This is a genomic window from Sphingomonas kyeonggiensis, from assembly GCF_014196745.1.
Taxonomy (GTDB): Bacteria; Pseudomonadota; Alphaproteobacteria; order Sphingomonadales; family Sphingomonadaceae; genus Sphingomonas; species Sphingomonas kyeonggiensis.
On sequence record NZ_JACIEH010000003.1, the window covers coordinates 231,905 to 257,211 of the forward strand.

At 67.3% G+C, this 25,307-nt stretch carries 26 protein-coding genes; 13 read left to right on the forward strand and 13 right to left on the reverse strand.

Annotated features, from left to right (window positions below):
- Positions 1 to 149 precede the first annotated feature (149 nt).
- From GGR46_RS16155 to GGR46_RS16175, 5 genes are all read left to right on the forward strand, one after another.
- Positions 150 to 2,492, forward strand: a complete 2,343-nt coding sequence (locus GGR46_RS16155) for a DNA translocase FtsK (RefSeq protein WP_183999066.1) — start codon at positions 150 to 152, stop codon at positions 2,490 to 2,492.
- Between the two features lie 87 nt (positions 2,493 to 2,579).
- Positions 2,580 to 3,197 carry an outer-membrane lipoprotein carrier protein LolA gene (locus GGR46_RS16160; RefSeq protein WP_183999067.1) on the forward strand — a complete coding sequence of 206 codons (618 nt, stop codon included), beginning with the start codon at positions 2,580 to 2,582 and terminating at the stop codon, positions 3,195 to 3,197.
- 244 nt (positions 3,198 to 3,441) lie between these two features.
- Positions 3,442 to 4,224 carry an exodeoxyribonuclease III gene (locus GGR46_RS16165; RefSeq protein WP_183999068.1) on the forward strand — a complete coding sequence of 261 codons (783 nt, stop codon included), beginning with the start codon at positions 3,442 to 3,444 and terminating at the stop codon, positions 4,222 to 4,224.
- Positions 4,221 to 5,264, forward strand: coding sequence for a GTP cyclohydrolase II (ribA, locus tag GGR46_RS16170; RefSeq protein ID WP_183999069.1), 1,044 nt, complete (start codon positions 4,221 to 4,223; stop codon positions 5,262 to 5,264). Before GGR46_RS16165 ends, ribA begins: the two co-directional genes overlap by 4 nt.
- 59 nt (positions 5,265 to 5,323) lie before the next feature.
- The gene (locus GGR46_RS16175) at positions 5,324 to 5,701 is read left to right on the forward strand and encodes a hypothetical protein (protein WP_343058199.1); all 378 of its coding nucleotides are present in this window, start codon (positions 5,324 to 5,326) and stop codon (positions 5,699 to 5,701) included.
- On the opposite strand, the gene GGR46_RS16180 is transcribed toward GGR46_RS16175, so the two are convergent.
- Both GGR46_RS16180 and GGR46_RS16185 read right to left on the reverse strand, forming a co-directional pair.
- On the reverse strand, positions 5,698 to 6,360 hold the full coding sequence (locus GGR46_RS16180) for an HAD family hydrolase (RefSeq protein WP_183999070.1): 663 nt from the start codon (positions 6,358 to 6,360) through the stop codon (positions 5,698 to 5,700). The genes GGR46_RS16175 and GGR46_RS16180 overlap by 4 nt on opposite strands.
- Positions 6,357 to 7,025 carry a YggS family pyridoxal phosphate-dependent enzyme gene (locus tag GGR46_RS16185; protein ID WP_183999071.1) on the reverse strand — a complete coding sequence of 223 codons (669 nt, stop codon included), beginning with the start codon at positions 7,023 to 7,025 and terminating at the stop codon, positions 6,357 to 6,359. The genes GGR46_RS16180 and GGR46_RS16185 overlap by 4 nt, the downstream gene beginning before the upstream one ends.
- Positions 7,026 to 7,083: 58 nt before the next feature.
- On the opposite strand from GGR46_RS16185, the gene GGR46_RS16190 reads away from it, so the two are divergent.
- Positions 7,084 to 7,575: a thiamine phosphate synthase gene (locus tag GGR46_RS16190; protein ID WP_246426190.1), complete on the forward strand. Its 492-nt coding sequence runs from the start codon at positions 7,084 to 7,086 to the stop codon at positions 7,573 to 7,575.
- A gap of 42 nt (positions 7,576 to 7,617) precedes the next feature.
- On the opposite strand, the gene GGR46_RS16195 is transcribed toward GGR46_RS16190, so the two are convergent.
- Complete coding sequence (locus tag GGR46_RS16195; protein WP_183999073.1) at positions 7,618 to 8,355, reverse strand: hypothetical protein; 738 nt, start codon at positions 8,353 to 8,355, stop codon at positions 7,618 to 7,620.
- 220 nt (positions 8,356 to 8,575) lie between these two features.
- On the opposite strand from GGR46_RS16195, the gene GGR46_RS16200 reads away from it, so the two are divergent.
- The 4 genes from GGR46_RS16200 to holA all read left to right on the forward strand — a co-directional run bounded on the left by GGR46_RS16200 (position 8,576) and on the right by holA (position 13,146).
- A complete protein-coding gene (locus GGR46_RS16200; protein ID WP_183999074.1) occupies positions 8,576 to 9,013 on the forward strand; it encodes a DUF3576 domain-containing protein in 438 nt (145 codons plus the stop codon).
- A gap of 109 nt (positions 9,014 to 9,122) precedes the next feature.
- A complete protein-coding gene (gene leuS / locus GGR46_RS16205; protein WP_246426191.1) occupies positions 9,123 to 11,636 on the forward strand; it encodes a leucine--tRNA ligase in 2,514 nt (837 codons plus the stop codon).
- On the forward strand, positions 11,633 to 12,133 hold the full coding sequence (gene lptE / locus GGR46_RS16210) for an LPS assembly lipoprotein LptE (protein WP_183999076.1): 501 nt from the start codon (positions 11,633 to 11,635) through the stop codon (positions 12,131 to 12,133). Before leuS ends, lptE begins: the two co-directional genes overlap by 4 nt.
- Entirely contained in the window at positions 12,130 to 13,146 is a 1,017-nt protein-coding gene (holA, locus tag GGR46_RS16215) for a DNA polymerase III subunit delta (protein WP_183999077.1), read from the forward strand. The genes lptE and holA overlap by 4 nt, the downstream gene beginning before the upstream one ends.
- Positions 13,147 to 13,282: 136 nt before the next feature.
- Here the strand turns inward: holA and GGR46_RS16220 are convergent, their stop codons facing one another.
- The 6 genes from GGR46_RS16220 to GGR46_RS16245 are packed head-to-tail and all read right to left on the reverse strand — an operon-like array spanning position 13,283 to position 18,980.
- Positions 13,283 to 14,164, reverse strand: coding sequence for a ParB/RepB/Spo0J family partition protein (locus tag GGR46_RS16220; RefSeq protein ID WP_183999078.1), 882 nt, complete (start codon positions 14,162 to 14,164; stop codon positions 13,283 to 13,285).
- Positions 14,161 to 14,943 (reverse strand): ParA family protein, encoded by a 783-nt coding sequence (locus tag GGR46_RS16225; protein ID WP_183999079.1) that lies wholly within the window; start codon positions 14,941 to 14,943, stop codon positions 14,161 to 14,163. The genes GGR46_RS16220 and GGR46_RS16225 overlap by 4 nt, the downstream gene beginning before the upstream one ends.
- Positions 14,940 to 15,563 (reverse strand): 16S rRNA (guanine(527)-N(7))-methyltransferase RsmG, encoded by a 624-nt coding sequence (rsmG, locus tag GGR46_RS16230; protein ID WP_183999080.1) that lies wholly within the window; start codon positions 15,561 to 15,563, stop codon positions 14,940 to 14,942. The genes GGR46_RS16225 and rsmG overlap by 4 nt, the downstream gene beginning before the upstream one ends.
- Positions 15,560 to 17,392, reverse strand: coding sequence for a tRNA uridine-5-carboxymethylaminomethyl(34) synthesis enzyme MnmG (mnmG, locus tag GGR46_RS16235; RefSeq protein ID WP_183999081.1), 1,833 nt, complete (start codon positions 17,390 to 17,392; stop codon positions 15,560 to 15,562). The genes rsmG and mnmG overlap by 4 nt, the downstream gene beginning before the upstream one ends.
- A gap of 56 nt (positions 17,393 to 17,448) precedes the next feature.
- Positions 17,449 to 18,732: a tRNA uridine-5-carboxymethylaminomethyl(34) synthesis GTPase MnmE gene (gene mnmE, locus GGR46_RS16240; RefSeq protein ID WP_183999082.1), complete on the reverse strand. Its 1,284-nt coding sequence runs from the start codon at positions 18,730 to 18,732 to the stop codon at positions 17,449 to 17,451.
- A complete protein-coding gene (locus GGR46_RS16245) occupies positions 18,732 to 18,980 on the reverse strand; it encodes a DUF6489 family protein (protein WP_183999083.1) in 249 nt (82 codons plus the stop codon). The genes mnmE and GGR46_RS16245 overlap by 1 nt, the downstream gene beginning before the upstream one ends.
- Before the next feature lie 47 nt (positions 18,981 to 19,027).
- Here GGR46_RS16245 and GGR46_RS16250 point away from each other — a divergent pair, with 47 nt between their 5' ends.
- The 3 genes from GGR46_RS16250 to GGR46_RS16260 are packed head-to-tail and all read left to right on the forward strand — an operon-like array spanning position 19,028 to position 21,284.
- Entirely contained in the window at positions 19,028 to 19,504 is a 477-nt protein-coding gene (locus GGR46_RS16250; protein ID WP_183999084.1) for a methylated-DNA--[protein]-cysteine S-methyltransferase, read from the forward strand.
- Positions 19,501 to 20,202, forward strand: coding sequence for a dienelactone hydrolase family protein (locus GGR46_RS16255; protein ID WP_183999085.1), 702 nt, complete (start codon positions 19,501 to 19,503; stop codon positions 20,200 to 20,202). The genes GGR46_RS16250 and GGR46_RS16255 overlap by 4 nt, the downstream gene beginning before the upstream one ends.
- A gap of 32 nt (positions 20,203 to 20,234) precedes the next feature.
- Positions 20,235 to 21,284, forward strand: coding sequence for a serine hydrolase domain-containing protein (locus GGR46_RS16260; RefSeq protein ID WP_183999086.1), 1,050 nt, complete (start codon positions 20,235 to 20,237; stop codon positions 21,282 to 21,284).
- Between the two features lie 3 nt (positions 21,285 to 21,287).
- On the opposite strand, the gene GGR46_RS16265 is transcribed toward GGR46_RS16260, so the two are convergent.
- The 4 genes from GGR46_RS16265 to hemE all read right to left on the reverse strand — a co-directional run bounded on the left by GGR46_RS16265 (position 21,288) and on the right by hemE (position 25,070).
- A complete protein-coding gene (locus tag GGR46_RS16265; RefSeq protein ID WP_183999087.1) occupies positions 21,288 to 21,989 on the reverse strand; it encodes a TerC family protein in 702 nt (233 codons plus the stop codon).
- A gap of 119 nt (positions 21,990 to 22,108) precedes the next feature.
- A complete protein-coding gene (gene rho / locus GGR46_RS16270; protein WP_183999088.1) occupies positions 22,109 to 23,365 on the reverse strand; it encodes a transcription termination factor Rho in 1,257 nt (418 codons plus the stop codon).
- 227 nt (positions 23,366 to 23,592) lie between these two features.
- Entirely contained in the window at positions 23,593 to 24,045 is a 453-nt protein-coding gene (locus GGR46_RS16275) for a CopD family protein (protein ID WP_183999089.1), read from the reverse strand.
- Positions 24,045 to 25,070, reverse strand: a complete 1,026-nt coding sequence (gene hemE / locus GGR46_RS16280) for a uroporphyrinogen decarboxylase (protein WP_184000058.1) — start codon at positions 25,068 to 25,070, stop codon at positions 24,045 to 24,047. The genes GGR46_RS16275 and hemE overlap by 1 nt, the downstream gene beginning before the upstream one ends.
- Positions 25,071 to 25,307: the final 237 nt, after the last annotated feature.

Here is a 25,307-nt window from a genome sequence, read left to right on the forward strand (position 1 = left end):
CGGCATGGAAACCCTGGATCCCCGCCTTTGCGGGGATGACGGGAATAAGTTGCGTGACCAGATGCGCCGGAACGTGCCGGGAACGCTTGACGCAGGAGTCCGCTCGCGCGATTAACCGCGTCGCACCCCTGAAAATCTGGAGGCTGGGCATGGCGTCCCGGGCACAAGCGCCGCTTTGGCGCGAAACCATGAAGGCCGGCGCGCGCCGCAGCGGCGCGGTGATCGGCGGAGCGGCCCTGTTCCTGGGCATGCTCGCGCTCGGCGTCGCGCTGGGCAGCTATCATGCGACCGATCCCTCGCTGAACACCGCCGCCGCCGGCCCGGCGCGCAACTGGATGGGCGATCCCGGCGCCTGGGTCTCCGACCTGCTCTATGCGTTGGTCGGGCCCGCGGTATGGCTGTTCCTGCCGGTCGGGCTGATCGTCGCCTATCGCCTGCTCAAGGACCGGCCCGTCGGCACTTGGGGGACGATGTTCCGCGGCGTCGGCATCGGCGTGCTCTTCGTGGCAACCGCCCTTTCCTTCTTCTCCTCCGACGCGGTGCTGACCCTGCCCGGCGGCCTGGGCGGCGTGGCCGGCCTGACGATCGCGGCGCTGTTCAACTGGCTGATCGGCCTGGCCGGCGATCCCGTGATCAGCCTGTGGGCCGGGCGCGGCCTTGGCGTCCTATGCGGCCTGGCTGGCCTGTTCATCTGGTGGCGCAGCCTCGACTTCTCGCTGCCCGAGCGGGTGAGCCTGCCGAGCATCCCGAACCTGAAGGGACCGGCCAAGACCGCGCTGCTCGGCGGCCCCGAGCCCCGCGAGCCCAGGGAACGCGAGCGGGAGCGCGACATCGAGGAACCCCGGATCCGCGAGGGCCGCGAGCCGCGCAAGACGGTGGTCCCGGACAATCGCCCGGGCCCGGTGATCGCCGAGCGCAACGTCGCGCCCGCGCCGGTGCGCACCAAGCCGCCGACCCAGACCAGCCTCGACTTCAAGGACAGCTACCAGCTGCCCTCGATCGACCTGCTCAAGCCGCCGCCGGTCAACAAGAATGCCGGGATCGACAAGGCGGCGCTCGAGCGCAACGCCCGGCTACTCGAAAGCGTGCTCGACGATTTCAACGTGAAGGGCCAGATCGTCGAGGTCCGCCCGGGCCCGGTCGTCACCATGTACGAGCTGGAGCCGGCCGCCGGCATCAAGGCGAGCCGGGTGATCCAGCTGGCCGACGACGTGGCGCGCAACATGTCCGCCACCTCGGCGCGCATCGCGACGATCCCGGGGCGCAGCGTGATCGGCATCGAGCTGCCCAATGCGGTGCGCGAGCCGGTCAACCTGCACGAGCTGGTCGCCAGCCAGACCTTCGAGGACCAGGGCGCCACCCTGCCCCTCGTGCTCGGCAAGAACATCGCCGGCGACGCCGTGATCGCCGACCTGGCGCCGATGCCGCATTTGCTCGTCGCCGGCACCACCGGCTCGGGCAAGTCGGTGGGCCTCAACTGCATGATCCTGTCGCTGCTCTACCGGCTGACGCCCGAGCAATGCCGGATGATCATGATCGATCCGAAGATGCTCGAGCTGAGCATGTACAAGGACATTCCCCACCTCCTCGCCGACGTCGTCACCGAGCCCGCCAAGGCGGTGCGCGCGCTCAAATGGGCGGTCGAGCAGATGGAGGACCGCTACCGGATGATGGCCTATGCCAATGTCCGCAGCCTCGCCTCGTTCAACGACAAGGTGCGCCAGGCCAAGGCGAAGGGCCAGAAGATCGGGCGCAAGGTGCAGGTTGGCTACGACCCCGACAGCGGCAAGCCGATCTACGAGGAGGAAGCGCTCGAGCTGAATCCGCTGCCGCAGATCGTGGTGATCGTCGACGAGCTCGCCGACCTGATGATGACCGCGGGCAAGGAAGTCGAATTTCTGATCCAGCGGCTCGCGCAGAAGGCGCGTGCGGCCGGCATCCACCTGATCATGGCGACGCAGCGCCCCTCGGTCGACGTCATCACCGGCGTGATCAAGGCGAACCTGCCGACGCGCCTCTCCTTCTACGTCGCCAGCAAGATCGATTCGCGCACCATCCTGGGCGAGCAGGGCGCCGAGCAGCTGCTCGGCAAGGGCGACATGCTCTACATGCCCGGCGGCAAGCAGCTGGTCCGCGTGCACGGGCCGTTCGTCAGCGACGACGAAGTCCAGGCGGTGGCCGATCACTGGCGCGCGCAGGGCACGCCCGACTATATCTCGGCGGTCACCGAGGAGCCCGAGGATGGCGGGTTCAGCCTGGACGGCGCGCCCGAAGGCGACGATTCGCCCGAGGACCAGCTCTATCGCCGGGCGATCCAGCTGGTGGCGGAGAGCCAGAAGGCCTCGACCTCGTGGCTGCAGCGCCAGCTGCGCGTGGGGTACAACTCGGCCGCGCGGCTGGTCGAGCGGATGGAGAAGGACGAGCTGGTCTCGCGCCCCGACCATGTCGGCCGCCGCGAAGTGCTGATGGATACCGACGGGCGGCAGCTGTAACGGGATCGAAACGCCGGTCTTGGGGGTTCAGGGGACATTCAAGCCCCGTCTCCCAGGGCATTTCCCCGCAATTTGGAGAAACGACACGTGTTTGCACGGCCCCTCGCCTTCAGCCTCGCCCTTGCTGCGCCGGCGCTGGTCTCGGCCGCCGCCCCCGCGCCGGCCAACGAGCTCGCGCAGGTGCAGCAGCATCTCGAATCGGTGAGCTCGATGACCGCCGGCTTCGCGCAGACCGACCGCAACGGCCGCACGCTCACCGGCACGATGACGCTCAAGCGCCCCGGCAAGATCCGCTTCCAGTATCAGAAGGGCGTGCCCCAGCTGATCGTCGCGGACGGGCGCAGTCTCTATTTCATCGACTACCAGGTGCGCCAGGTCGAGCGCTGGCCGATCGGCAACTCGCCGCTCGCCGTGCTGCTCAACCCGAAAAAGGACATCGCCAAGTTCGCCAAGGTGGTGCCGACGGGCAGCGACAATGTCGTGTCGGTCGAAGTGCGCGACGATTCGCACCCCGAATATGGCCGGATCACCCTGATCTTCCAGAAGAACCCCTCGGCCCCGGCCGGGCTGATGCTGCAGGGCTGGGTGGCACTGGATTCGCAGAATTATCGCACGACGATTCGCCTTTCGAATCAGCAGTTCAACGCCAATGTCAGCGATGGAGCGTTCCGCTGGAACGACCCGCGGAAGCAGGGCCCGCGCTAAGCTGAACATCGTTCATGCTGGCGACAGGTAGGCTACCCTAGAACCAGTCTTGCGGATGTGGAGGCGTACTCGGGATTTTCCCCCTGTTACCCGAGATCTTCACTTCCCGCCTGCGTGACGAACGCTAGGTCGGCCCTCGTTCCATTGCCCCCGGGACGAGGGCCTTTCCATGTCCGGCGCGTTTTGCGCGCTGCGCGGGCTGTGGCACTGGTGCACAGGCCAAACACCTCCTAAATCCCGGGCGATGAAGATCGCCTCCTGGAACATCAACTCCGTCCGTTTCCGCATCGAGATCGTCGAGCAGTTCCTGCGCGAGGAAGCGCCGGACGTACTCTGCCTCCAGGAAACCAAGGTGATCGACGGGGACTTCCCCGAAGGCGCCTTCCGCGCGCTCGGCTATGACCACATCATCAAGCACGGCCAGCGCATGCACCACGGCGTGGCGATCATCGCCCGCGTGCCGGTGGTCGAGGACGACCGGTTCGACTGGCAGGCCAATGGCGAGGCGCGCCATGTCGGCATCCGGCTGCCGAACGGCGTGCGGGTCGAGAATGTCTATGTCCCCGCCGGCGGCGACATCCCCAACCGCGAGCTGAACCCCAAGTTCGGCCAGAAGCTCGATTTCCTCGAACGGATGATCGCCTGGTCGAAGGACCTGAACGTGCCCTCGATCCTGACCGGCGACTTCAACGTGGCGCCGCTGGAGAGCGACGTGTGGAGCCACAAGCAGCTGCTCGACGTGGTCAGCCACACCCCGATCGAAGTAGAAACGCTCGGCCGGCTGCAGGCGGCGAACGACTGGGTCGATCTCGGCCGCCACTTCGTCCCCGCCCCTGCCCGCTACTACAGCTGGTGGAGCTACCGCGCGAAGGACTGGGCCGCTTCGGACCGCGGCCGCCGGCTCGATCACATGTGGGCCAGCCGCGACGTCGCCGAGAAGGCGACCAGCCACAAGGTCTGCGAGCCCTGCCGCTCCTGGCTCAAGCCGTCCGACCACGTCCCCATCGTGACGGAGTTCGACTTTTGAGCGCACACGCCGCTGCCCGCGCCGTCGATGCGCTGCGCCGGGGCTGGCCGATCGCCATCGGTGACCTCGCCCTGCTCGCGGTCGAGACCGCCGATGCCCGCCGCCTCGCCGCGTTCGACGAGGCCGGCCAGGCCGATCTGCTCCTCTCCGCCGGGCGCGCCGCGACGCTCAAGCTCGCCAACCAGCGCGATGCCGCGACGCCCGATGCCCCGGTGCTGGTGCAGCGCGCGCCCTGGCTCGATTTCGACACCGCGACGGCGCTGGCCGATCCGCAATTCGATCTGGCCACGCCGCTGAAGGGCCCGTTCCGCGCGATTCCGCTGGTTGAGCCCGCGCTTTCCGCAGCGGCACTGCGCCTCGCCCGGGTCGCGGGGCTGCTGCCCGCCTTCTTCGTGCGGCCGGCCGCCGGCGAGGAGACGATCACCCCCGAAGATATCGACGCGCACGAGGATGCCGACCGGCTGCGCATCGTCGCGCGCGCGCGCCTCCCCGTGCTCGATGCCGAGGACAGCGAGATCGTCGCCTTCCGCACCGACGAGATGCCCGGCGAGCATGTCGCGCTGCTGATCGGCGAACCGAATGGCAAGCCGCCGCTCGTCCGCCTGCACAGCGAATGCCTGACCGGCGACGTGCTCGGCTCGCTGAAGTGCGATTGCGGGCCGCAGCTCCAGGCGGCGATCCGCGAGATCCGGGCGAGCGGCTGGGGGATCCTGCTCTATCTGCGCCAGGAAGGGCGCGGGATCGGGCTGATCAACAAGCTGCGCGCCTATGCGCTGCAGGACCAGGGCTTCGACACGGTCGATGCCAACACCCGGCTGGGCTTCGCGATCGATGCGCGCAACTTCGCCACCGCGGCGAAGATGCTGTCGCTGCTCGGCCAGCACCGCATCCGGCTGCTCACCAACAATCCGGAGAAGGTTGCCGCGCTGGAGACCGCCGGCGTGACGGTGGTCGAACGCGTGCCGCATTTCCTCCCGCCCAACCCGCACAACGAGCGCTATCTCGCCACCAAGCGCGACCGGACAGGACACCAGCTCTGAGATATTTCCTCGACACCGAGTTCAACGGGTTCGGCGGGCCGCTGATCGCGCTGGCGCTGGTGCCCGAGGATGGCGGCGCGCCTTTCTATGCGGCGCTCCCCTGTCCCGATCCGACGCCCTGGGTGGCCGAGCATATCCTGCCGGTACTCGACGTGACGCCGGTGTCGCGCGAGGCGATGGGGCGGGCCTTCGCCGCCTATCTGGGCAATGATCCCGATCCGCTGCTCGTTGCCGACTGGCCGGAGGACATCGCCCATGCCGCGACCCTGCTGATCGCGGCGCCCGGCCATCGCTATCCGATCGACCGGATCCGCTTCGAGCTGTGCGACGCCTTCGGCTTCGACAGCGCCGCGCTGAGCAAACGCCCGCACAATGCGCTGAGTGACGCCATGGCGTTGCGCGACTACCTGCTCGCCCGGGAAGCGCGCGGCTTCTAGGCGACCAGGCGCGCGACCTCGTCGAAGTCGTGCGCGATCAGCTTCACCCCCAGAGCGCGCAGCCGTTCGGCATGGTCGGGCGCGCAATGCGCGCCGGCGCACAGGCCGATCACGTCCGCGCCCGAGGCGACCGCGCCGGTGACGCCAACCGGCGAATCCTCGAGGATCACGCAGCGCTCGATCGGCACCCCGAGCGCGGCAGCGGCATGGAGATAGAGATCGGGCGCCGGCTTGCCGCGCGTCACATGCTCGCGGCCGCTATAGATATGGTCGCCAAACGCATCGCGGATGCCGAGATGGCGGAGATGCCGGTCGATCCATTCGGTGCGGCTCGACGAGGCGATAGCGCGCGGCAGGCCGGCGGGCAGCCCCTCGACGAATCGGATCGCGCCGGCAACCGCGGGAAGCCCTTCCTCCAGCACGCGCGCATCCTCTTCGGCGCGGGTGGCATGGAAGTCGTCGGGAATCGCGCGGCCGATCCAGTTCTCGATCGCACCGAGGAAGTCGGCGCCGGAAAGGCCCATGAAATTGGCCATCGAATCCTCGGGACTCGTCGGGTGGCCGATGCTGGTGAGGTACGCGGCGATCTGCTTGTTGCCGGCATATTCGCTCTCGAGCAGCACGCCGTCGAAATCGAAGAGAATGGCGTCGTACTTCATGCGCGTGCTCCAAACAGCGCGGTGCCGACGCGGACATGCGTCGCGCCGATCGTCACCGCGGTCTCGAAATCGCCCGACATGCCCATGCTGAGCCCGTCCAGGCCATGGTCCCGCGCGATCTTGGCGAGCAGCGCGAAATAGGGGGCCGGCTCCAGCTCGAGCGGAGGCACGCACATCAGCCCCTGCACCGGCAGATCGGCGGTACGCGCCTCGGCGAGCAGGCTGGGCAGATCGGCGACCGAGCAGCCGCCCTTCTGCGCCTCACCGCCTATATTGACCTGGATGAAGCAGGCAGGGCGCCTGCCGGCCTTGTCCATCGCCCTGGCCAGCGCGGCGACCAGCGAGAGCCGGTCGACCGAATGGATCGCGTCGAACAGCGCGACCGCATCCTCGGCCTTGTTCGACTGGAGCTGGCCCACCAGGTGCAGCGCGACATCGGGAGTCGTCTCGCGCAACTTCGGCCACTTGCCCTCGGCCTCTTGCACGCGATTCTCGCCGAACACGCGCTGGCCCGCATCGATCAGCGGCTGGATGGCATCGGCGTCGTGCGTCTTCGAGATCGCGATCAGCGTGACAGCATCGGCCTTGCGGTCGGCGATCTTCGCGGCATGCGCGATGCGCGCACGCACATCGGCGAGGCGCTGGCTGGCTTCTTCTATCGGCATGGTGCGCGCTATAGGCAGGGCGATGCCCCGCCGCCACCCCCTGCCGCGCCTTTGGCTGATGACCGACGAACGGATGGGCGATGCGCTATGGGATGCGCTCGAGCACCTGCCGCCTGGTGGCGGGGTGGTGTTCCGGCACTATGGGCTGCCCCCGGCCGAGAGACGCGCATTGTTCGCCAGGGTGCTGAAGGTGGCACGGCGGCGGCGTCTGGTGATGATCCGCGCCGGGAACGAACCGATGCGCGGCGAAGCCGGCGTGCATGGCGGGCGCGGACGGGGTCTGCGCACGGCGCCGGCGCATGACCGGCGCGAGGCGATGGCGGCGATCCGCGCGGGTGCCGATGCCCTGTTCGTCTCGCCGGCCTTCCCTACCCGCTCGCATCCGGGCGCAACGGCATTGGGGCGGTCCCGCTTCGGGCTGCTGGTGCGCGGGCTCGACGTGCCGGTGATCGCGCTGGGCGGCATGGACGCACGCCGGGCGAGGAGCCTCGGGCGGCTCGGGATCCATGGCTGGGCGGCGATCGACGCCTGGACGAAGGGGAAAGGCTAGTGGTCCGAGATCCCGACTTCCGTCGGGATGACGGCTACGCCGTCAGAAGCGGAAGGCGGTGCCCACATAGACCGCCTGGCTCTCGCGGCGGCCCTCGTTGAGCTTGGGCAGGCGATCTTCCTCGCTGCGATAGCGCAGGCCGGCGGTCACATCGAGGTTGCGGGTCAGCGAATAGCTGCCGCCGACGTCGATCGAGTAGCTCGGCTTGTCGCCGATCAGCACCGGCGTGTTGGCAAGCGGACGATCCGAGGTCGCGCTCAGACGGCCGCTCAGACGCTTGCCGGTATAGCTGACGCCGATATCGGCGCGCTCGCGGCTGCCAGGCTGGTCGACCAGCTCGACGCGAGTCACGTCGCCCGAGACGGCAAGGCGCTTCCAGCCGACCGAGACGCCGAGATTGTACGAGATCGGGGCCAGATTGACCGGCGTCGCCGCATCGGCGACGTCACGCGTCACGTCACGGCTGCGGAGCGCACGGCTTGAGCTGGCACGGACCGCGACCGTCACGCCACGGGCAGTGCCACGCGATTCGGCCGGAGTGAAACGGAAGGTGCCTTCGGGCAGGCCCGAACGGGCGAGCACCGCGGCGAGCTTGGGATCTGCGGCCGCCGGCGTGAAGATGCCGACGCCAGCGCGCGCCGGAATGGAACTGCGCTTAGCGGCAAGAGCGCGATCACCCTTGCTGGTCTGGGCCTGAATCGCCGGCGCAAGCAGAAGGCCGGCAGCGCAGAGCACCCCCAGTCCAATTCCCGCCTTTGTCCGCCCGACTCGCATCTTCATGCACCCCTAGATAATTTGTCCTACCACGATTCCGAGACGCCGTTCCACCGGTGGCATAAATTTCGTGCCGGTGTTGCATCATACCCACAGAATCCGGTTGCGGGCCGTTGCACCAGAAGTGTTTCAAACGTGCGAATCGGGTCATGGCTTCCCGCCTTGCTCCCGCCACAAGCGCCACTATAGATGCTCACCGACTTTCTCGCCTGGTAGGAATGTGACGATGAACCGCCTGTTGCGCACCGCGATCCTTGGGTCGCTCGCTCTCTCGATCACCGCGTGCGGCGGTCACAACAAGCGCCCCGAGGCCGATCTCGCCGCTTCGAAGGTGACCACGATCGGCGTGAATTCCTATCTGTGGCGCGCCAGCCTCGACACGCTGAGCTTCATGCCGCTGCTCCAGACCGACTCCAACGGCGGCGTGATCGTGACCGACTGGTACGTGAACCCGAACGTCCAGACCGAGCGGATGAAGGTGACCGTGACGATCCTCGACCAGGATCTGCGCGCCGATGCGCTGCGCGTCGCGGCACTCCGCGAAGTCAACCGCAGCGGCGCCTGGGTCGCAGCACCCGTCCAGGCCGCGACGGTGCAGAAGCTCGAGGACATCATCCTCACCCGCGCCCGCGACCTGCGTCGCGCTGCGGTCGCCACTGATTAATTCGGGCGGCACCGGCCCGCTCCCCCACCCGGCCTCCCAACGGCAGCATTCTATGGGAGGCCGGATGGGGGAGCGGGCCGGCACCGCGACTAAAACAGCAGGAACTGACTTGTCTCGCTTCAACCCGTTGAAGGCGGACGCCGCGTGGCAGAAGGTGTGGGAAGAGAACCGCACCTTTGCCGCGCGTGACGATTCGTCCAAGCCCAAGTCCTATGTCCTCGAGATGTTCCCCTATCCTTCGGGGCGCATCCATATGGGGCATGTCCGCAACTACACGATGGGCGACGTGCTCGCCCGGTTCCGGCGGATGAAGGGCATGGAAGTGCTCCACCCGATGGGCTGGGACGCATTCGGCATGCCGGCCGAGAATGCCGCGATGGAGAAGAAGGTCCATCCGGGCAGCTGGACCCGTGCCAATATCGCGACGATGAAGGCGCAGCTGAAGCGCCTCGGCTTCGCGCTCGACTGGACCCGCGAGGTCGCCACCTGCGAACCCGAATATTACGGGCACGAACAGGCGATCTTCCTCGATTTCTTCGAGAACGGCCTGGTCTATCGCAAGGAATCGGCGGTCAACTGGGACCCGGTCGACATGACCGTGCTCGCCAACGAGCAGGTGATCGACGGGCGCGGCTGGCGCTCGGGCGCGCTGGTCGAGCGGCGCAAGCTCTCCCAATGGTTCCTCAAGATCACCGAGTTCGCCGATGACCTGCTGACCGGCGTCCAGGGGCTCGAGCACTGGCCGGACAAGGTCAAGCTGATGCAGGAGAACTGGATCGGCAAGTCCGAGGGCCTGGAGTTCCACTGGACCCTGTCCGACGGCGAGCAGTTGACCGTCTACACCACCCGGCCGGACACGATCTTCGGCGCGAGCTTCGTCGCGATCGCGGCGGACCATCCGATCGCCCAGAAGCTGGCGGAGGGTAATCCGGACGTCCAGGCGTTCATCGAGCGCTGCAAGCAGGGCGGCACCACCGCAGCCGAGCTGGAGACGCAGGAGAAGCTGGGCTATGATACCGGCATCACTGCCACGCATCCCTTTGATTCTACTTGGCAAATTCCGGTCTACATCGCCAATTTCGTGCTGATGGACTATGGCACCGGCGCCGTGTTCGGCGTGCCGGCGCACGACCAGCGCGACTTCGAGTTCGCCACCAAATACAAGCTGCCGATCCGCCGCGTCGTCTCCGAAGGCGACAAGACCGAGGCCGCGTTCCACGATACCGAAGCCTATACCGGCCCCGGCACGCTGGTGAACTCGCACTTCCTCGACGGGATGGACGTGGCGGACGCCAAGCGCGCCGTCATCCAGCGCGCCGAGGATGGCGGCTGGGGCAAGGGCCAGACGGTGTGGCGCCTGCGCGACTGGGGCGTCAGCCGCCAGCGCTATTGGGGCACGCCGATCCCGATCATCCATTGCGAGAGCTGCGGCGTGGTCCCCGCCCCGCGTGAATCGCTGCCGATCGTGCTGCCCGAGGACGTGTCGTTCGACATCCCCGGCAACCCGCTCGACCGCCATCCGACCTGGAAGCACGTCGACTGCCCCAAGTGCGGTGCACCTGCCCGCCGCGAGACCGACACGCTCGACACCTTCGTCGATTCCTCCTGGTATTTCATCCGCTTCGCCAGCCAGCCCAAGGACAAGCCATTCGACAAGGCGGTTGCCGAGCAGTGGCTGCCGGTCGGCCAGTATATCGGCGGCGTCGAGCATGCGATCCTGCACCTGCTCTATGCGCGCTTCTTCACCCGGGCGCTGCGCCATATCGGCAAGCTCGACGTGGCGGAGCCCTTCGCCGGCCTGTTCACCCAGGGCATGGTGACGCACGAGACCTACAAGAGCCTCGACGGCCGCTGGCTCTCCCCGCAGGAGATCCGCAAGGACAGCGCCGGCGCGGTGGAACTCGCCTCGGGCGAGCCGATCGAGATCGGCCGCATCGAGAAGATGTCCAAGTCGAAGAAGAACACCGTCGATCCCGAGCCGATCGTCGACCAGTATGGCGCCGACGCGGTGCGCTGGTTCATGCTCTCCGACAGCCCGCCCGAGCGCGACCTGGAGTGGAGCGAGAACGGCATCGAGGGCGCCTGGCGCTTCGTGAACCGCCTCTGGAGGCTCTTCCACAGCGTCACCGAAGACGAAGCCGGCACGGGCGAGGACAAGGATCTCGACAAGCGCCTGCACCGCACGATCGCGGGCGTTGCCGAGGATGTCGAGGCGCTGACCTTCAACAAGTCCGTCGCCAAGCTCTATGAGCTGGTCGGGGCGATCGAGAAGGCCCAGCCCTCTGCCTCGCGCACCCAGGCGATCCGCGCCCTGGCCCGCATCGTCGCGCCGATGGTGCCGCACATCGCCGAGCAGGCCTGGGCCGATTGGGGCAATCCCGGTCTGATCGCCGATGCCGAATGGCCCGTCGTGGATCCCGCCCTGCTCGTCGACGATGAAGTGACGATCGCCGTCCAGGTGAATGGCAAGCTGCGCGATACGCTGCTAATGCCGAAGGGCGCGGCCAAGGATGTTACCGAGGCGGCGGCACTTGCCAGCGAGAAGATCGTTAGGGCGCTCGAAGGCAAGCAACCGAAGAAGGTGATCGTCGTGCCCGATCGTCTGGTGAATATCGTCGCATGAAGCGGATAGCGCTCCTCGCCGCCGCAGGGCTGGCTTTGTCCGGCTGCGGGCTTCGTCCGCTCTATGGCGGCGGTCCCGATGGCGCGGTGCGCTCCACTCTCTCCGCGGTCGAGGTCGCGCCGATCCAGGGCCAGTCCGGCTGGCTGGTCGCCAATGCGCTCAAGGACCGGCTCGACCATAACGATGCCCCTGCCCGCTTCCGGCTCGAGGTGAAGCTCGACGACCAGATCAGCGGCCTTGGCGTCCGCCGCGACGACTCGGTGTCGCGCGAACGACGGATGCTGCGCGCGCGCTACCAGCTGGTCGACCTGAGCAACGGCAATGTCGTGCTCGACGCCACCGCCGGCTCCGACGCCGGCATCGACGTGGTCGGCAGCGAATATGCCACGATCGCGGCCGAGAAGAGCGCGCTCGAGCGGCTTTCGGGCATCGTCGCCGACCAGATCGTCGCGCGCGTCGCCCGCTACGCGCAGACCGCGCCCGCGGGCGGCCAGTGAAGGCCAACGCGACGCAAATCCGCGCCGCGATCGACAAGCTCAACCCCGATACGCGGCTCTACCTGTTCCACGGCCCCGATGAAGCGGGCGCCGCGGACCTGGCATCGCGGCTCGGCAAGGCGCTGGGGCCCGAAGCCGAACGCATCGATCTCGACATGAAGGCCCTGCGCGAGCAGCCTGGCAGGCTCGCCGACGAGGCGGCCTCGCTCTCCCTGTTCGGCGGCACGCGCTATGTCCGTGTCCTCGGCGTGGAGGAAGGTGCCGCGGAGGCTATTTCGCTGCTGCTGACCGCCCAGACAGCCGGAAACCCGGTGGTCGCGATCGGTCCAGGGCTCAAGGCGAGCGGCAAGCTGGTCAAGGCGGTGATCGCCGCGCAGAACGCCTGGGCGCATGCCTGCTACGTACCCGAGGGCGTCGATGCGACGCGCCTCGCCTCCAATGTCGCCCGCGAACATGGCCTGCGCCTGATGGGCGACGTTCCCCAACGCCTGGCCGCCGCCACCGCTGGCGATCGGGCGATCCTGGCCCGCGAGATCGAGAAGCTCGCCCTTTTCCTCGACGCCGCTCCGGACCGGCCCAAGGACGCCGACAGCGCCGCGCTCGACGCGATCGGCGCCGATCTGGGCGACTCCGACCTGAGCGACGCGATCACCGCGGTGGTCGATGGCCGGGTCGGCGATATCGGCCTCGAACTGGCCCGGCTGGGCGAAGGCATCGGCGTACCGCTGATGCGCCAGCTCGCCCGGCGGCTACAGGGCATGGCCGAAATGCGGATCGACCTGGATCGCGGTGGCGACATGGATGAAGTGCTTGAGAAACATCGGGTTTTCTTCCGCGAGAAAGCGGCGACCGGCCGCGCTCTGCGCCGCTGGAATGGCACCCAGCTTGTCCGCGCGATCGATCGCGTCCGCGAAGCCGAACGCGCACTGATGCATTCGGGCAGCGCGGGCGAGGTTCTGGCGGAAGCCGAAGCGGTGACGATCGCGCGACAGGCGGCGCGGGCGAAGGGCTAAGCCCCAAATCGCCGTACCCCGCCCAAATCGTCATCCCGACGAAAGTCGGGATCTCAGGCGATGGCGGGAAAGGAGCCGGACGAGATCCCGGCTTTCGCCGGGATGACGGTAACTCGGCCGACGGCTTTGAAGGTGGCTAGATCCGCTCGCCGCTCAGCCGCTGGCAGACCATGTCGAGCTGGTCGAGCGTCGAATAGGAGAGCGTCAGCGTGCCGCCCTTGGCGCCGTGCGCGATGCGAACGTTGAGGCCCAGCACATCGCCCAGCTGATGCTCGAGCGCCGAGATATCGGCATCGCGGATTTTCGGCTCGGGCTTGCGCTTGCTGTTCGGCTTGGCGTGGCGCGCCAGCTTCTCGGTCTCGCGCACCGACAGGCCCTTGTTCGCGACCTCGCGGGCGAGCTTCTCCGCCTCGGGCGCGCCGATCAGCGCGCGAGCATGGCCCATGTCGAGCTCGCCGACCAGGACCATGTTGCGCACGCCCTCAGGCAGGTCGAGCAGGCGGAGCAAATTGGCGATGTGGCTGCGCGACTTGTGGACGAGCTTGCCCAGCGCTTCCTGGCTGTGGCCGAACTCGCGGATAAGGCGGGCATAGGCCTCGGCCTCTTCGATCGCGTTGAGGTCCTGCCGCTGGATATTCTCGACCAGCGCGATTTCCATCGTCTCGGCTTCGTTGAAGTCGCGGACGATGACCGGAACTTCGTGCAGCCGGGCGCGCTGCGCCGCGCGCCAGCGGCGCTCGCCGGCGACGATCTGGTAATTGTGGCCGGTCGGGCGGACGACGATCGGCTGGATCAGCCCGCGCTGCTTGAGCGACTGGGCGAGTTCCTCCAGCGCGTCCTCGTCGAAATGACGGCGCGGCTGGTCGGGGTGCGGCACCAGCGAGCTGACCGGCAGCATCCGCAGGCCCGAGCCCATATCGGGCGTGCCCGAGACCGGCGCTTCGGGGACGGCGTCGCCGAGCAGCGACGAGAGCCCGCGGCCAAGGCCGGGACGAGGCTTGCGGGATGCTTCGGTCATGCGGCCTTCTTGAGCTTGGGCAGGCGATCGATCACTTCGCGGGCGAGCGCGATATAGGCCTCGGAGCCTGGGCAGCGATGATCGTAGATCAGCGCCGGCAGCCCGTGGCTCGGCGCTTCGGAAAGGCGGACGTTGCGCGGGATCACCGTGTCGAACACGACGCGGCCGAGGACGGCGCGGACATCGTCCGAAACCTGATCGGTCAGGCGGTTGCGGCGATCGTACATGGTCAGCACCACGCCGAGGATCGACAGACCGGGATTGAAGCGGCCGCGGATACGCTCGACCGTGCTGAGCAGCTGGCTGAGCCCTTCGAGCGCGAAGAACTCGCACTGCAGCGGCACGAGCAAGGCGTGCGCGGCGACCATCGCGTTGATCGTCAGCAGCCCGAGCGAAGGCGGGCAATCGATCAGGATCACGTCCCAGCGCTGCGCATGATGGCGGGCGATCGCGCTGTCGAGCCGATGCGTGCGCGCTTCGAACTCGATCAGCTCGATCTCGGCGCCCGACAGGTCCTGCGTCGCCGGGATGATGTCGAGGCCGGGCACCTTGGTCGGCACCGCGACATCTTCCAGGTTCACGTCGCTGACGAGCAGGTCATAGGTCGAATGCTCGCGCTCGGCCCGGCCGATGCCGAGGCCCGTCGAGGCATTGCCCTGCGGATCGAAGTCGATCAGCAGGACGCGTTGGCCGGTCGCGGCGAGCGCGGTGCCGACATTGATCGCCGTGGTGGTCTTACCCACCCCGCCCTTCTGGTTGGCGATAGCGATGCAGATCATCTGGGGCGTACCTTTCGCGCGACCACGATACCCGATTCAGGCGATGTGATGCTGGGTTCCACGTGAAACGCACCCTGCCATTTCGCGCGGGCGGCTTCCACCTCCGATTGCGCGCTTCGCCCCTTTGGAAGCAACCATATTGTGGACGAGTCTGTGCAATGTGCCGTGGACCTGAACAAATCGGGCAGCGCGGCGACTGCCCGGGCGGAGACGATCGCGGCTTTCTGCTTCGGCTGATAGCCTTCGACCTTGCAATGCTCGACGCTGGCGCGATCCCCGATACCGAGTGCCTCGACCGCGCCGCGCAGGAATTCGACACGGCGGATACGCGGCTCGATCATCACCACCGGGCGATCGACCAGCAGCGCGACGACCAGGCCGGGCATGCCGGCGCCGGTACCGACGTCGAGCCAGGCCCCCTCCCCGGCACCCTCGGCCAGCGGGATCAGCTGGGCCGAATCGACGAAGTGCCGGGTCCAGAGTTCATCGAAGCTCGCGGCGGAGATCAGGTTCTGCCGGGTCGATTCCTCCCGCAGGATCTCGCCGAAGCGCTGTAGCTGCGTTTCACGTGAAACATTGAAATGTGCACGGATCCACTCGCGTGCTTCGTCTTCGGTCATGCTGCGCGCCGCCGTGCGTGAAGGAGGATGGCGGAAAGCGCCGCCGGGGTGATGCCACGGATGCGCGCCGCCGCCCCGATCGTCTCGGGGCGCGAGGCCCCCAGCTTCTCGACCATCTCGTTGGAGAGGCCTGCGATGGCGGCGAAGTCCATATCGGCAGGCAGCTTCACGGCATCATTGCTGCGCAGCTGCGCAACCTCAGCCTCCTGCCGCTCGAGATAGGGTGCGTAGCGGGCATCCTCGACATATTCGGCAAGCAATGCCGGATCGGCCTCGGGATGCACCTCGAGATGGTCGAGCTCGATGCCGGGGAAACGCAGCCAGTCGCGCGCCGGACGCTTGGCGCCGTCCTGGGCGACCGGGGCACCACGCGCACCAAGCGCCGATGCCGTGCGAATTACGGCGAAACTCTCGTCGAGCTTCGCCCTGCCCTCGGCCCGCGCCTGCAGCCAAGCCAACCGCTCCGCACCAAGGCAACCCAGCTCCGCAGCGATCGGGCCCAGGCGCGTCCCGGCATTGTCGGCACGCAGGCGAAGACGGAATTCTGCACGGGCGGTGAGCATGCGATAAGGCTCGGTGACGCCCTGCAGCACCAGGTCATCGACCATCACACCAAGATAGGACGTCGCGCGATCCAGGACCAGCGGGGCGAGGCCCCGGGCACGCGCAGCCGCGTTGAGCCCGGCGACCAGCCCCTGCCCGCCCGCTTCCTCATAGCCCGTGGTGCCGTTGATCTGGCCGGCACACCACACGCCCGGGATCGCCGGCAGCGCCAGCGTGGCGTCGAGCGCGCGCGGATCGATATGGTCATATTCGACCGCATAGCCCGGCGTGACGATCGCCGCCTGCTCGAGCCCTGGGATCGAATTGACCATCGCCACCTGAATATCGACCGGCAACGAGGTCGACATGCCGTTCGGATAGATCAGGTGCGTATCCAGGCCCTCGGGCTCGAGGAAGATCTGGTGCCCGTCGCGGTCGCCGAAGCGGTGGATCTTGTCCTCGATCGACGGGCAATAGCGCGGCCCCTGCGCATCGATCGCCCCGGTGAACAAGGGCGAGCGATCGAGCCCCGAGCGGATCGCGTCATGCGTCGCATGGGTGGTGCGCGTGACACCGCAATGGAGCTGCGGGAGAGTCCGGCGCGGGGTGAGCGGCGACATCGTCCAGGGCTCGGCGTCCGAGGGCTGCTCCTCGATCCGTGCCCAGTCGATCGTGCGGCCGTCGAGGCGCGGCGGGGTGCCGGTCTTCAGCCGGGCCATCGGCAGGTTGAGCGCGCGCAGCTGCTCGGCGAGGCGGATGGCAGAGCCCTCGCCTACCCGGCCGCCAGTCTCCCGCTCCTCGCCCCGAAAGATGCGGCCGCCGAGGAAGGTACCGGTGGCGAGCACCACGGCCCGGCATGTGATCAGGCTGCCATCGGCCAACCGGACACCCGCGACCGCGCCGCCTTCCAGCTCCAGTCCCTCGGCCTCGCCGGCGACCAGGTGCAGGTCGGGCTGTTCGGCCAGGAGCTTCTGGATCGCCGCGGCATAGCGCACCCGGTCGGCCTGGACCCGCGGCCCCTGGACCGCGGTGCCCTTGGACCGGTTGAGCATGCGGTAATGAATGCCCGCGGCATCGGTCGCGCGACCCATCAGTCCGTCGAACGCATCGACCTCACGGACCAGATGGCCCTTCCCCAGCCCTCCGATTGCCGGGTTACACGACATCGCCCCGAGCTTCGTCAGGTCGAAGCTGAGCAACGCGGTGCGCGCGCCCCGGCGTGCCGAAGCGGCGGCCGCTTCGGTGCCGGCGTGCCCGCCGCCGATGACGATGACATCGAAATCCATTGCCCGCGCGCTACAGAATCGCAGGCCCGCCGTCAAAACCGTTCCACGTGGAACATCTACTTACCTATGCAGAAACGCCCGAACAGCGCATCGAGCATCGCCTCGACCCCGGCCCGCCCAGTGATCGCATCGAACGCGCGCATCGCGCTGCGCAGCTGCTCGGCAATCAGCAGCAGGTCGCTTTCATGAGCGATCGCCTGAAGCGAAGCCGCGGCGGACTGGCACAACGCCCGCTGCCGGGCATTGAGCGCCATCAAGTCGGGCGGGGGAAGCAGTTCGCCCGCCAGTCCAGCCATCGCCTCCCAGAGCGCGTCCAGGCCGGCACCAGTGCGCGACGATAGCGACAATCGACCCGCACCCAGCCCCCGCTCCGGCAGGTCGGCACGAGGGTTGAGCCACAGAAGATGCTCGTGCACCGGCGGCGTCTCATCGCCGAGCCACAGCAGAATGTCCGCCTCGGCCTGTGCCGCCTGCGCCCGTGCGATACCGATCGCTTCGATCTCGTCGCCCGGCAGCTCGGCCAGCCCGGCGGTATCGATCAGCAACCAGGCGATCCCGCCACGCACCACCGGCGCCTCGATCCGGTCCCGCGTCGTGCCCGAGATCGGTGAGACGATCGCAGCATCGCGCCCCGCCATCGCATTGAGCAGCGACGACTTGCCGGCATTGGGCGGCCCGGCGAGCACCACGCGGATGCCGTCGCGCAACCGTTCGACCGGCGGCCGATCGGCCACGGCTTCGATATCCACGGCCAACGCGACCGCGCCCGACCGGATCGCCGGCAGCAGCGCAGCGTCCGCGACATCATCCTCGTCGCTATGATCGAGTTCGGCCTCGACCCGTGCGGCCAGGCCAAGCAGCCGATCGGTCCAACCCTCGACCGCCCGACGCACCGCGCCTTCCGCCGACCGGATGGCGGACCGGCGCTGCGCCTCGGTCTCGGCCATCAGCAGGTCGCCCAGCCCCTCGGCCTCGCTCAGATCGATCCGGCCATGCTGAAGCGCGCGCCGCGTGAACTCCCCCGGCTCCGCGGACCGGAGCCCGGGTCGGGCAGCCAGCGCCGCTTCGACCGCGCGAACCACGGCCCGGCCGCCATGGAGATGGAACTCGGCAAGGTCCTCCCCCGTCGCGCTGCGCGGGCCCGGGAAGCAGAGGACCAGTGCGCGATCGAGCAGCGCGCGATCGGCAGGATCGTGCAAGGCCCGAACGGTCGCCCGGCGCGGTGCCGGCACGTCACCCGCAAACTCCCGCACCACCGCGAATGCCTGCGGCCCGCTGACGCGCAGCACCGCGATCGCAGCGGGTGGCGCGCCGCTCGATACCGCGTAGATCGTGTCCATTACTTCTCGGTCTTGCTCCCGGTATCGAACTTCGAAGGATCGAACAGGGCACGCCAGAATCCCATGCCCGCCTCGCTCATCGGGGCCCAGCTCTGCAGCATCTTCTGGAACGCCTCCGGGCTGCCCTGCTTGTCGATCGCATCGACCATCATCGCAATGTAACGCTCGTGCACCGGCGCCAGATCGGGCAGGCCCATGGCACGCCGCGCTTCCTCCGGCGTGCACTCCACCTCGACATTGATCTTCATGGCCGTCTCCGTTGCGCACGCCGGGTTACGGCTGCTAGTTCGAAGCCATGTATGCGCGCGACCATGCGGTGATCGCAACGCCCATCGGTCCAGTCCGGGTCGAAGGCTGTGAAGACGTGCTGGTTTCGGTCCGGATCGGCGAAGGTTCACCCACGCCAGCTGCCGCCACCACGGTCCGCACCGCCGTCGATCAGCTGGAGCAATGGTTCGCCGGCGATCGCCAGGATTTCGATCTTCCGCTCCTGCCCCTGCCCACTTCACGTGGAACAGAGCTGCGCCAGGCGATGATCGGCATCGGCTATGGCGAGACGATGAGCTATGGCGAGCTCGCCCAGATCACCGGATCGAGTGCGCGAGCGATCGGCCAGATCTGCTCGAATAACCCCTTTCCCATCCTCGTCCCTTGCCACCGCGTGCTCGGCCAGGGCGGGAAGCTCGGCAATTATTCGGGCGGCGACGGGCCCAAGACCAAATCCTGGCTGCTCGATCATGAGCGGCGCTTCTCTGGAAGGACCTTATTGTGAGCGAGATGATCAGCATCGACACGATCGACGGCAGCGGCAGCTTCCACGCCTATGTCGCCCGGCCCGAGGGCACGCCCAAGGCCGCGGTGATCGTGATCCAGGAGATCTTCGGCGTGAACCCCGGCATCCGCCAGAAGTGCGACGATTGGGCGGCCAAGGGCTATCTCAGCCTCGCACCCGATCTGTTCTGGCGGCTCGAGCCGGGCATTCAGCTCGATGCGGACGTCCCCGAGCAGTTCCAGCAGGCGCTGGAGCTGATGGGCAAGTTCAACCAGGACGCCGGCATCCGCGACATCGAAGCGACCATCCGTGCGGCCCGCGCCCAGCTGGGCGAAGGCGGCAAGGTCGGCGTGGTGGGCTTCTGCCTGGGCGGCCGCCTGGCATTCATGACCGCGACCCGCACCGACAGCGATGCGAGCGTCGGCTATTACGGCGTGGGCATCGACAATCTGCTTGGCGAGAAGCACGGCATTTCGCGTCCGGTGCTGCTCCACATCCCCCAGGCCGATCACTTCGTCAGCCCGGAAGCCCAGGCGGCGATGCATGACGGGCTGGACGATCACCCCAGGGTGACACTGTTCGACTATGCCGGCGAGGATCACGGCTTTGCCGACACCTTCGGCAAGCGCCGCTCCGACGAAGCGGCAAAACTCGCCGATGCCCGGACCGCCGAGTTTTTTGTAAAGAATCTCGGCTAAGCTGCAGGCACCGAACGACAAGGGGGAAAGACATGCGGGGAGTCAGGGCACTGCGCCGGTCGACATGCGCGCTCATTGCCTTGCTGGCATTGCCTGCCGGCGCCGCCTCCCCGTCCCCCGATCTTGGCCCGGTGCTCGCGCACTGGGACCGGGACGAACATCCCGACCTGCGCGGCGTGGTGGTGATCCATCGCGGCCAGCGCGTCGCCGAGCGCTACTACAATGGCGCCACCGCCGACGAGCTCCACGACATCCGCTCGGCGGGCAAGAGCATCACTGCGCTGCTCGTCGGCATCGCGATCGATCGCGGTGCGATCCGATCGGTGGACGATCCGGTTTCGCGCTATTGGACCGATGCCGCCGGCAGTGCGATCGGGCCGGTCGCGCTGCGCGACGTGCTGAGCATGCGCTCTGGCCTCGCCGCGTTCGACGAGGATCCCGCTTCCCCCGGCAATGAAGACCGGATGGACGAGGCGGCGGATCCGCTGGCCTTTGTCCTCGCTGTGCCGCGTGAGACCAATCCAGGCACCCGCTATCGCTACAATTCCACGACCACCTATGTCGCAGGCGTGGTCGTGGCCAAGGCTACCCATGGATCGATGGCGGATTTCGCCCGGCAGCGGCTCTTCGCGCCACTCGGCATTGCGCGCTGGCGCTGGGATTCCGACGCTGCGGGCATCACCAAGGGCCAGGGCAATCTCCGGCTCACCACGCGCGACCTGGCGCAGATCGGCGAGATGGTGCGGAACAAGGGCCAGCTGGGCGGCCGCCGGATCGTCAGCGCGCGCTGGGTATCGGCGATGACGGCACCCCTTGTCGGCATCGCGGACAGCGATCCCTATGCCGATCACTATGGCTATTTCTGGTACCGCAAGACCCATCAGGTCGACGGCACCGCCGTCACCGTGTCCTTCGCCTCGGGCAATGGCGGCAACAAGATCTATGTCGTGCCGGGCTGCGATCTGGTCGTCGGGATCACTTCCGCCGCCTATGGCCGCGGCTATGGCCAGCGGCGGTCGGAAGCGATCCTCAAGGCGGTCCTTGCCGCCGAAGTCGGTGCCGGCCACTGCCGGGCCGGCTGAGCCTCAGAAGAAGCTGGTGATCCCCGGAGTCTCGTGGGTGCCGACCCAGCCTTCATAGATCATGCGGAATGCCACGAAGATGATCACCGCCAAGCCGATATAGGCGATCCAGGGATAACGGTTGATCAGCTTGGCGATCAGGTTCGCCGCGATCCCCATCAGCGCTACCGAAAGCAGCAGGCCGACGACGAGGATGCCGGGATGCTCGCGCGCGGCACCGGCGACCGCCAGGACGTTGTCGAGGCTCATGGAGACATCGGCGACCGCGACCGCCCAGGCGGCCGCGGCAAAGCTCTTTGCAGGCTTGAGACCCGATTCCACTTCATCGGCGTGCGGACCGCCCTCGCGGATCTCACGCCAGAACTTCCAGCTCACCCAGAGCAGCAACAGGCCGCCGGCGAAGATCAGGCCGACAATGCCCATCAGCCAGCTGACGATCAGCGCGAAGGCGATGCGCAGGACAAGCGCGGCGCCGATGCCGATCAGGATGACCTTCTTGCGCTGCTCCGCCGGCAGTCCCGCAGCAAGCGCGCCGACAACGATCGCGTTGTCGCCTGCCAACACCAGGTCGATCATCAGCACCGAGCCAAAGGCGGCAAGCGCGGACGGATCACCCAGGTTCGAGAAATCGGCGAGGATATGCTGCCAGATATCGGCGGGAGAGCCGATTCCGGCTGCGGCGGCGCTGAGGAGCATGTCGAGCATCGGCTAAGCCCTAACGCGCTCGGGGCCGCATGCAAGCGCCTGAAGGTTCGCTTGTCCTGCCCCACAACGAAAAAGGCCGGGCGCTGGGCCCGGCCTTTGTTTCACGTGGAGCGTGAAGCTTACTGGTTCATCGAGTCGAAGAAATCCTCGTTGGTCTTCGAGTCCTTCATCTTGTCGAGCAGGAACTCCATCGCGTCGATCGTGCCCATCTGCATGAGGATGCGGCGCAGGACCCACATCTTGGTGAGCTTGGCCTTGTCGACCAGCAGCTCTTCCTTGCGGGTGCCCGACTTGCCAACGTCGAGCGCCGGGAAGATGCGCTTGTCGGCCACCTTGCGGTCGAGGACGATTTCCGAGTTACCGGTGCCCTTGAACTCTTCGAAGATGACTTCGTCCATGCGGCTGCCGGTGTCGATCAGCGCGGTGGCGATGATCGAGAGCGAGCCGCCCTCCTCGATGTTGCGCGCGGCACCGAAGAAGCGCTTCGGGCGCTGCAGCGCGTTGGCGTCGACACCGCCGGTCAGCACCTTTCCCGACGACGGCACCACGGTGTTGTAGGCGCGGCCGAGGCGGGTGATCGAGTCGAGCAGGATGACGACATCCTTCTTGTGCTCGACCAGGCGCTTGGCCTTTTCGATAACCATTTCAGAGACCTGCACGTGGCGCTGGGCCGGCTCGTCGAAGGTCGAGGAGATCACCTCTCCCTTCACCGAGCGCTGCATGTCGGTGACTTCCTCGGGGCGCTCGTCGATGAGCAGCACGATCAGGAAGACTTCGGGATGGTTGTCGGTGATCGCCTTGGCGATGTTCTGCAGCATCACCGTCTTGCCGACGCGCGGCGGCGCCACGATCAGCGTGCGCTGGCCCTTGCCCTGCGGCGAGACGATGTCGATGACGCGGGCCGACTTGTCCTTCTGGGTCGGATCGAGCTGGTCGAGCGTCAGCTTGCTCTCGGGGTAGAGCGGCGTGAGGTTGTCGAAATTGACCCGGTGGCGGACCGCGTCGGGATCGTCGAAATTGACCGAGACCAGGCGGACCAGGGCGAAATAGCGCTCGCCGTCCTTGGGCGCGCGGATCTCGCCTTCCACCGTGTCGCCGGTGCGCAGGCCGAACTTGCGGACCTGGTTGGGCGAGACATAGATGTCATCCGGGCCGGCGAGATAGTTCGCCTCGGGGCTGCGCAGGAAGCCGAAGCCGTCCGGCAGCACCTCGATCGTGCCCAGGCCCAGGATCTGCTCGCCATTCTCGGCCTCTGCCTTGAGGATGCCGAACAGCAGGTCCTGCTTGCGCAGCGTCGAAGCGCTCTCCACGCCGAGCTCCTCGGCCATCGAGACCAGTTCGGCGGGGGCTTTCTTCTTGAGGTCCTTGAGATGCATTGGGAGTCCGGGTGCTTGGATGCTGGGGGGAGCGTCGGTCGGCGGGTAGGATCGCGCGCGAATAACGATGCTTGGAGGAGGGATGGGCCGGTGACCCGGTCCACAGCGTGGAATTAGGAGTGGCCTACCCCCAAGTCAACCGGTCTCCGCGGTCTGGGATGCGCTTTTGCGGCAATCGGTAAATTGCGGCGACCAACCGAAATGGCGCAACTTAATTGCGCGGGCTCCTAGAAGGGTTTCACCACCGCCAGGATCACGACGAGGATCACCGCCAGCGCCGGCACTTCGCCGAGCATGCGCAGCCGCCGCGCCGGAATGTTGCCCTGCCCCGCGGCGAGCTTCCTCGAATAGCCGACCGCCCAGCCCTGGTAGCCGGAAAGCAGGAACACGATCAGCAACTTGGCATGAAGCCAGCCGAGTCCGGCGCCCCCGTCGAACAGCCCGACATTGGCGGCGAGCGCCAGGCCGAGCAGCCAGACGATGCCGATCGAGGGACCCAGGATCATCTTGCGGAGCAGCGCCTCGCGCTTCTCCCAGGCTGCGGCCTCGGGCGTTCCGAGCGATTCCTGATGATGGACCAGATAGCGCGGCAGCAGGAACAGGCCGGCCATCCAGAAGATCACGAAGATGATGTGGAATGCCTTGACCCAGAGATAGGCCCCACCCAGCCAGCCTGCCATCAACCCCTCCTGATGCGCGCCAGCAGCCGCTCGACATGTGCGATCGGCGTATCCTGCTGGATGCCGTGCCCGAGATTGAACACATGCGGGCGGCTTGGAAAGGCCGAAAGGATCCGGTCGACCGCGCGATCGAGCGTCTCGCCGCCCGCGATCAGCGCGAGCGGATCGAGATTGCCCTGCACGGGGAGCTTCTCCGGCAGCACCTGGTCGGCCCAGGCGGGATCGACCGTCTCGTCGAGCCCGATCGCATCGACGCCGGTCTCGCGCGCATAGGCGGCGAGCTTGCCGCCTGCGCCCTTGGGGAATCCGATCACCGGCGCCTTGCCCTTCACCGCCGCGGCGATCCGCGCGGTCGGCGCGATCACCCAGCGCTCGAACTGCTCGGGCGAGAGGCTGCCTGCCCAGCTGTCGAAAAGCTGCACCGCCTCGACTCCGGCATCGATCTGCGCGGTCAGATAGTCGATCGTGCAGTCGGCAATGCGATCGACCAGCGCCTGCATGAGTCCCGGATCCTGGTAGGCAAGCCGCCGCGCCTCGGCCTGCTCGCGACTCCCCTGCCCCGCGATCATATAGGTGGCGACGGTCCAGGGGCTCCCTGCAAAGCCCAGGAAGGTCACGCGAGGGTCGAGCTGGGATCTCACCTGCCGGACCGTCGAATAGACCGCCTCCAGGGCCTCAGAACCCGATTCAAGGCCATCCAGCACGGCACGGGTCGTCACGATCGGTGCCAGGCGCGGGCCTTCGCCGGTTTCGAACCAGAGTCGCTGGCCCAGCGCCATCGGCACCATCAGGATGTCGGAGAACAGGATCGCGCCGTCCATGCCGAAGCGCCGGATCGGCTGCAGCGTGATCTCGGCCGCGGCTTCGGGATCGAGCGCGAGTTCGAGGAATCCGCCCTTCTCGGCCCGGAGCGCGCGATATTCGGGCAGATAGCGACCCGCCTGACGCATCAGCCAGACCGGCGGAATCTCCTGTCGAGCGCCCTTGAGCGTCTCGAGCAGCGGCTTGGGATGGGAGTCGGTCAGGGCCCGTTCCTAAAACAATAAAGAATGAATCTAGAGATTGTTGGAGTCTGTTGGCGCGTGGAAACCGGGGCTTATGGAATCGTCCGCGCGTTGCCAACAGTTTGACTCTCGCTGTCCCGCGGGAATCCTCGGATTCGGGATCGCCGTCCCCGATATCAACAGCCTGTGGATTGGAATCACAAGCTGGGGATGCGGGTGTGGACGAATCACCAGCGGAGTCATCAAACTGACCCGATT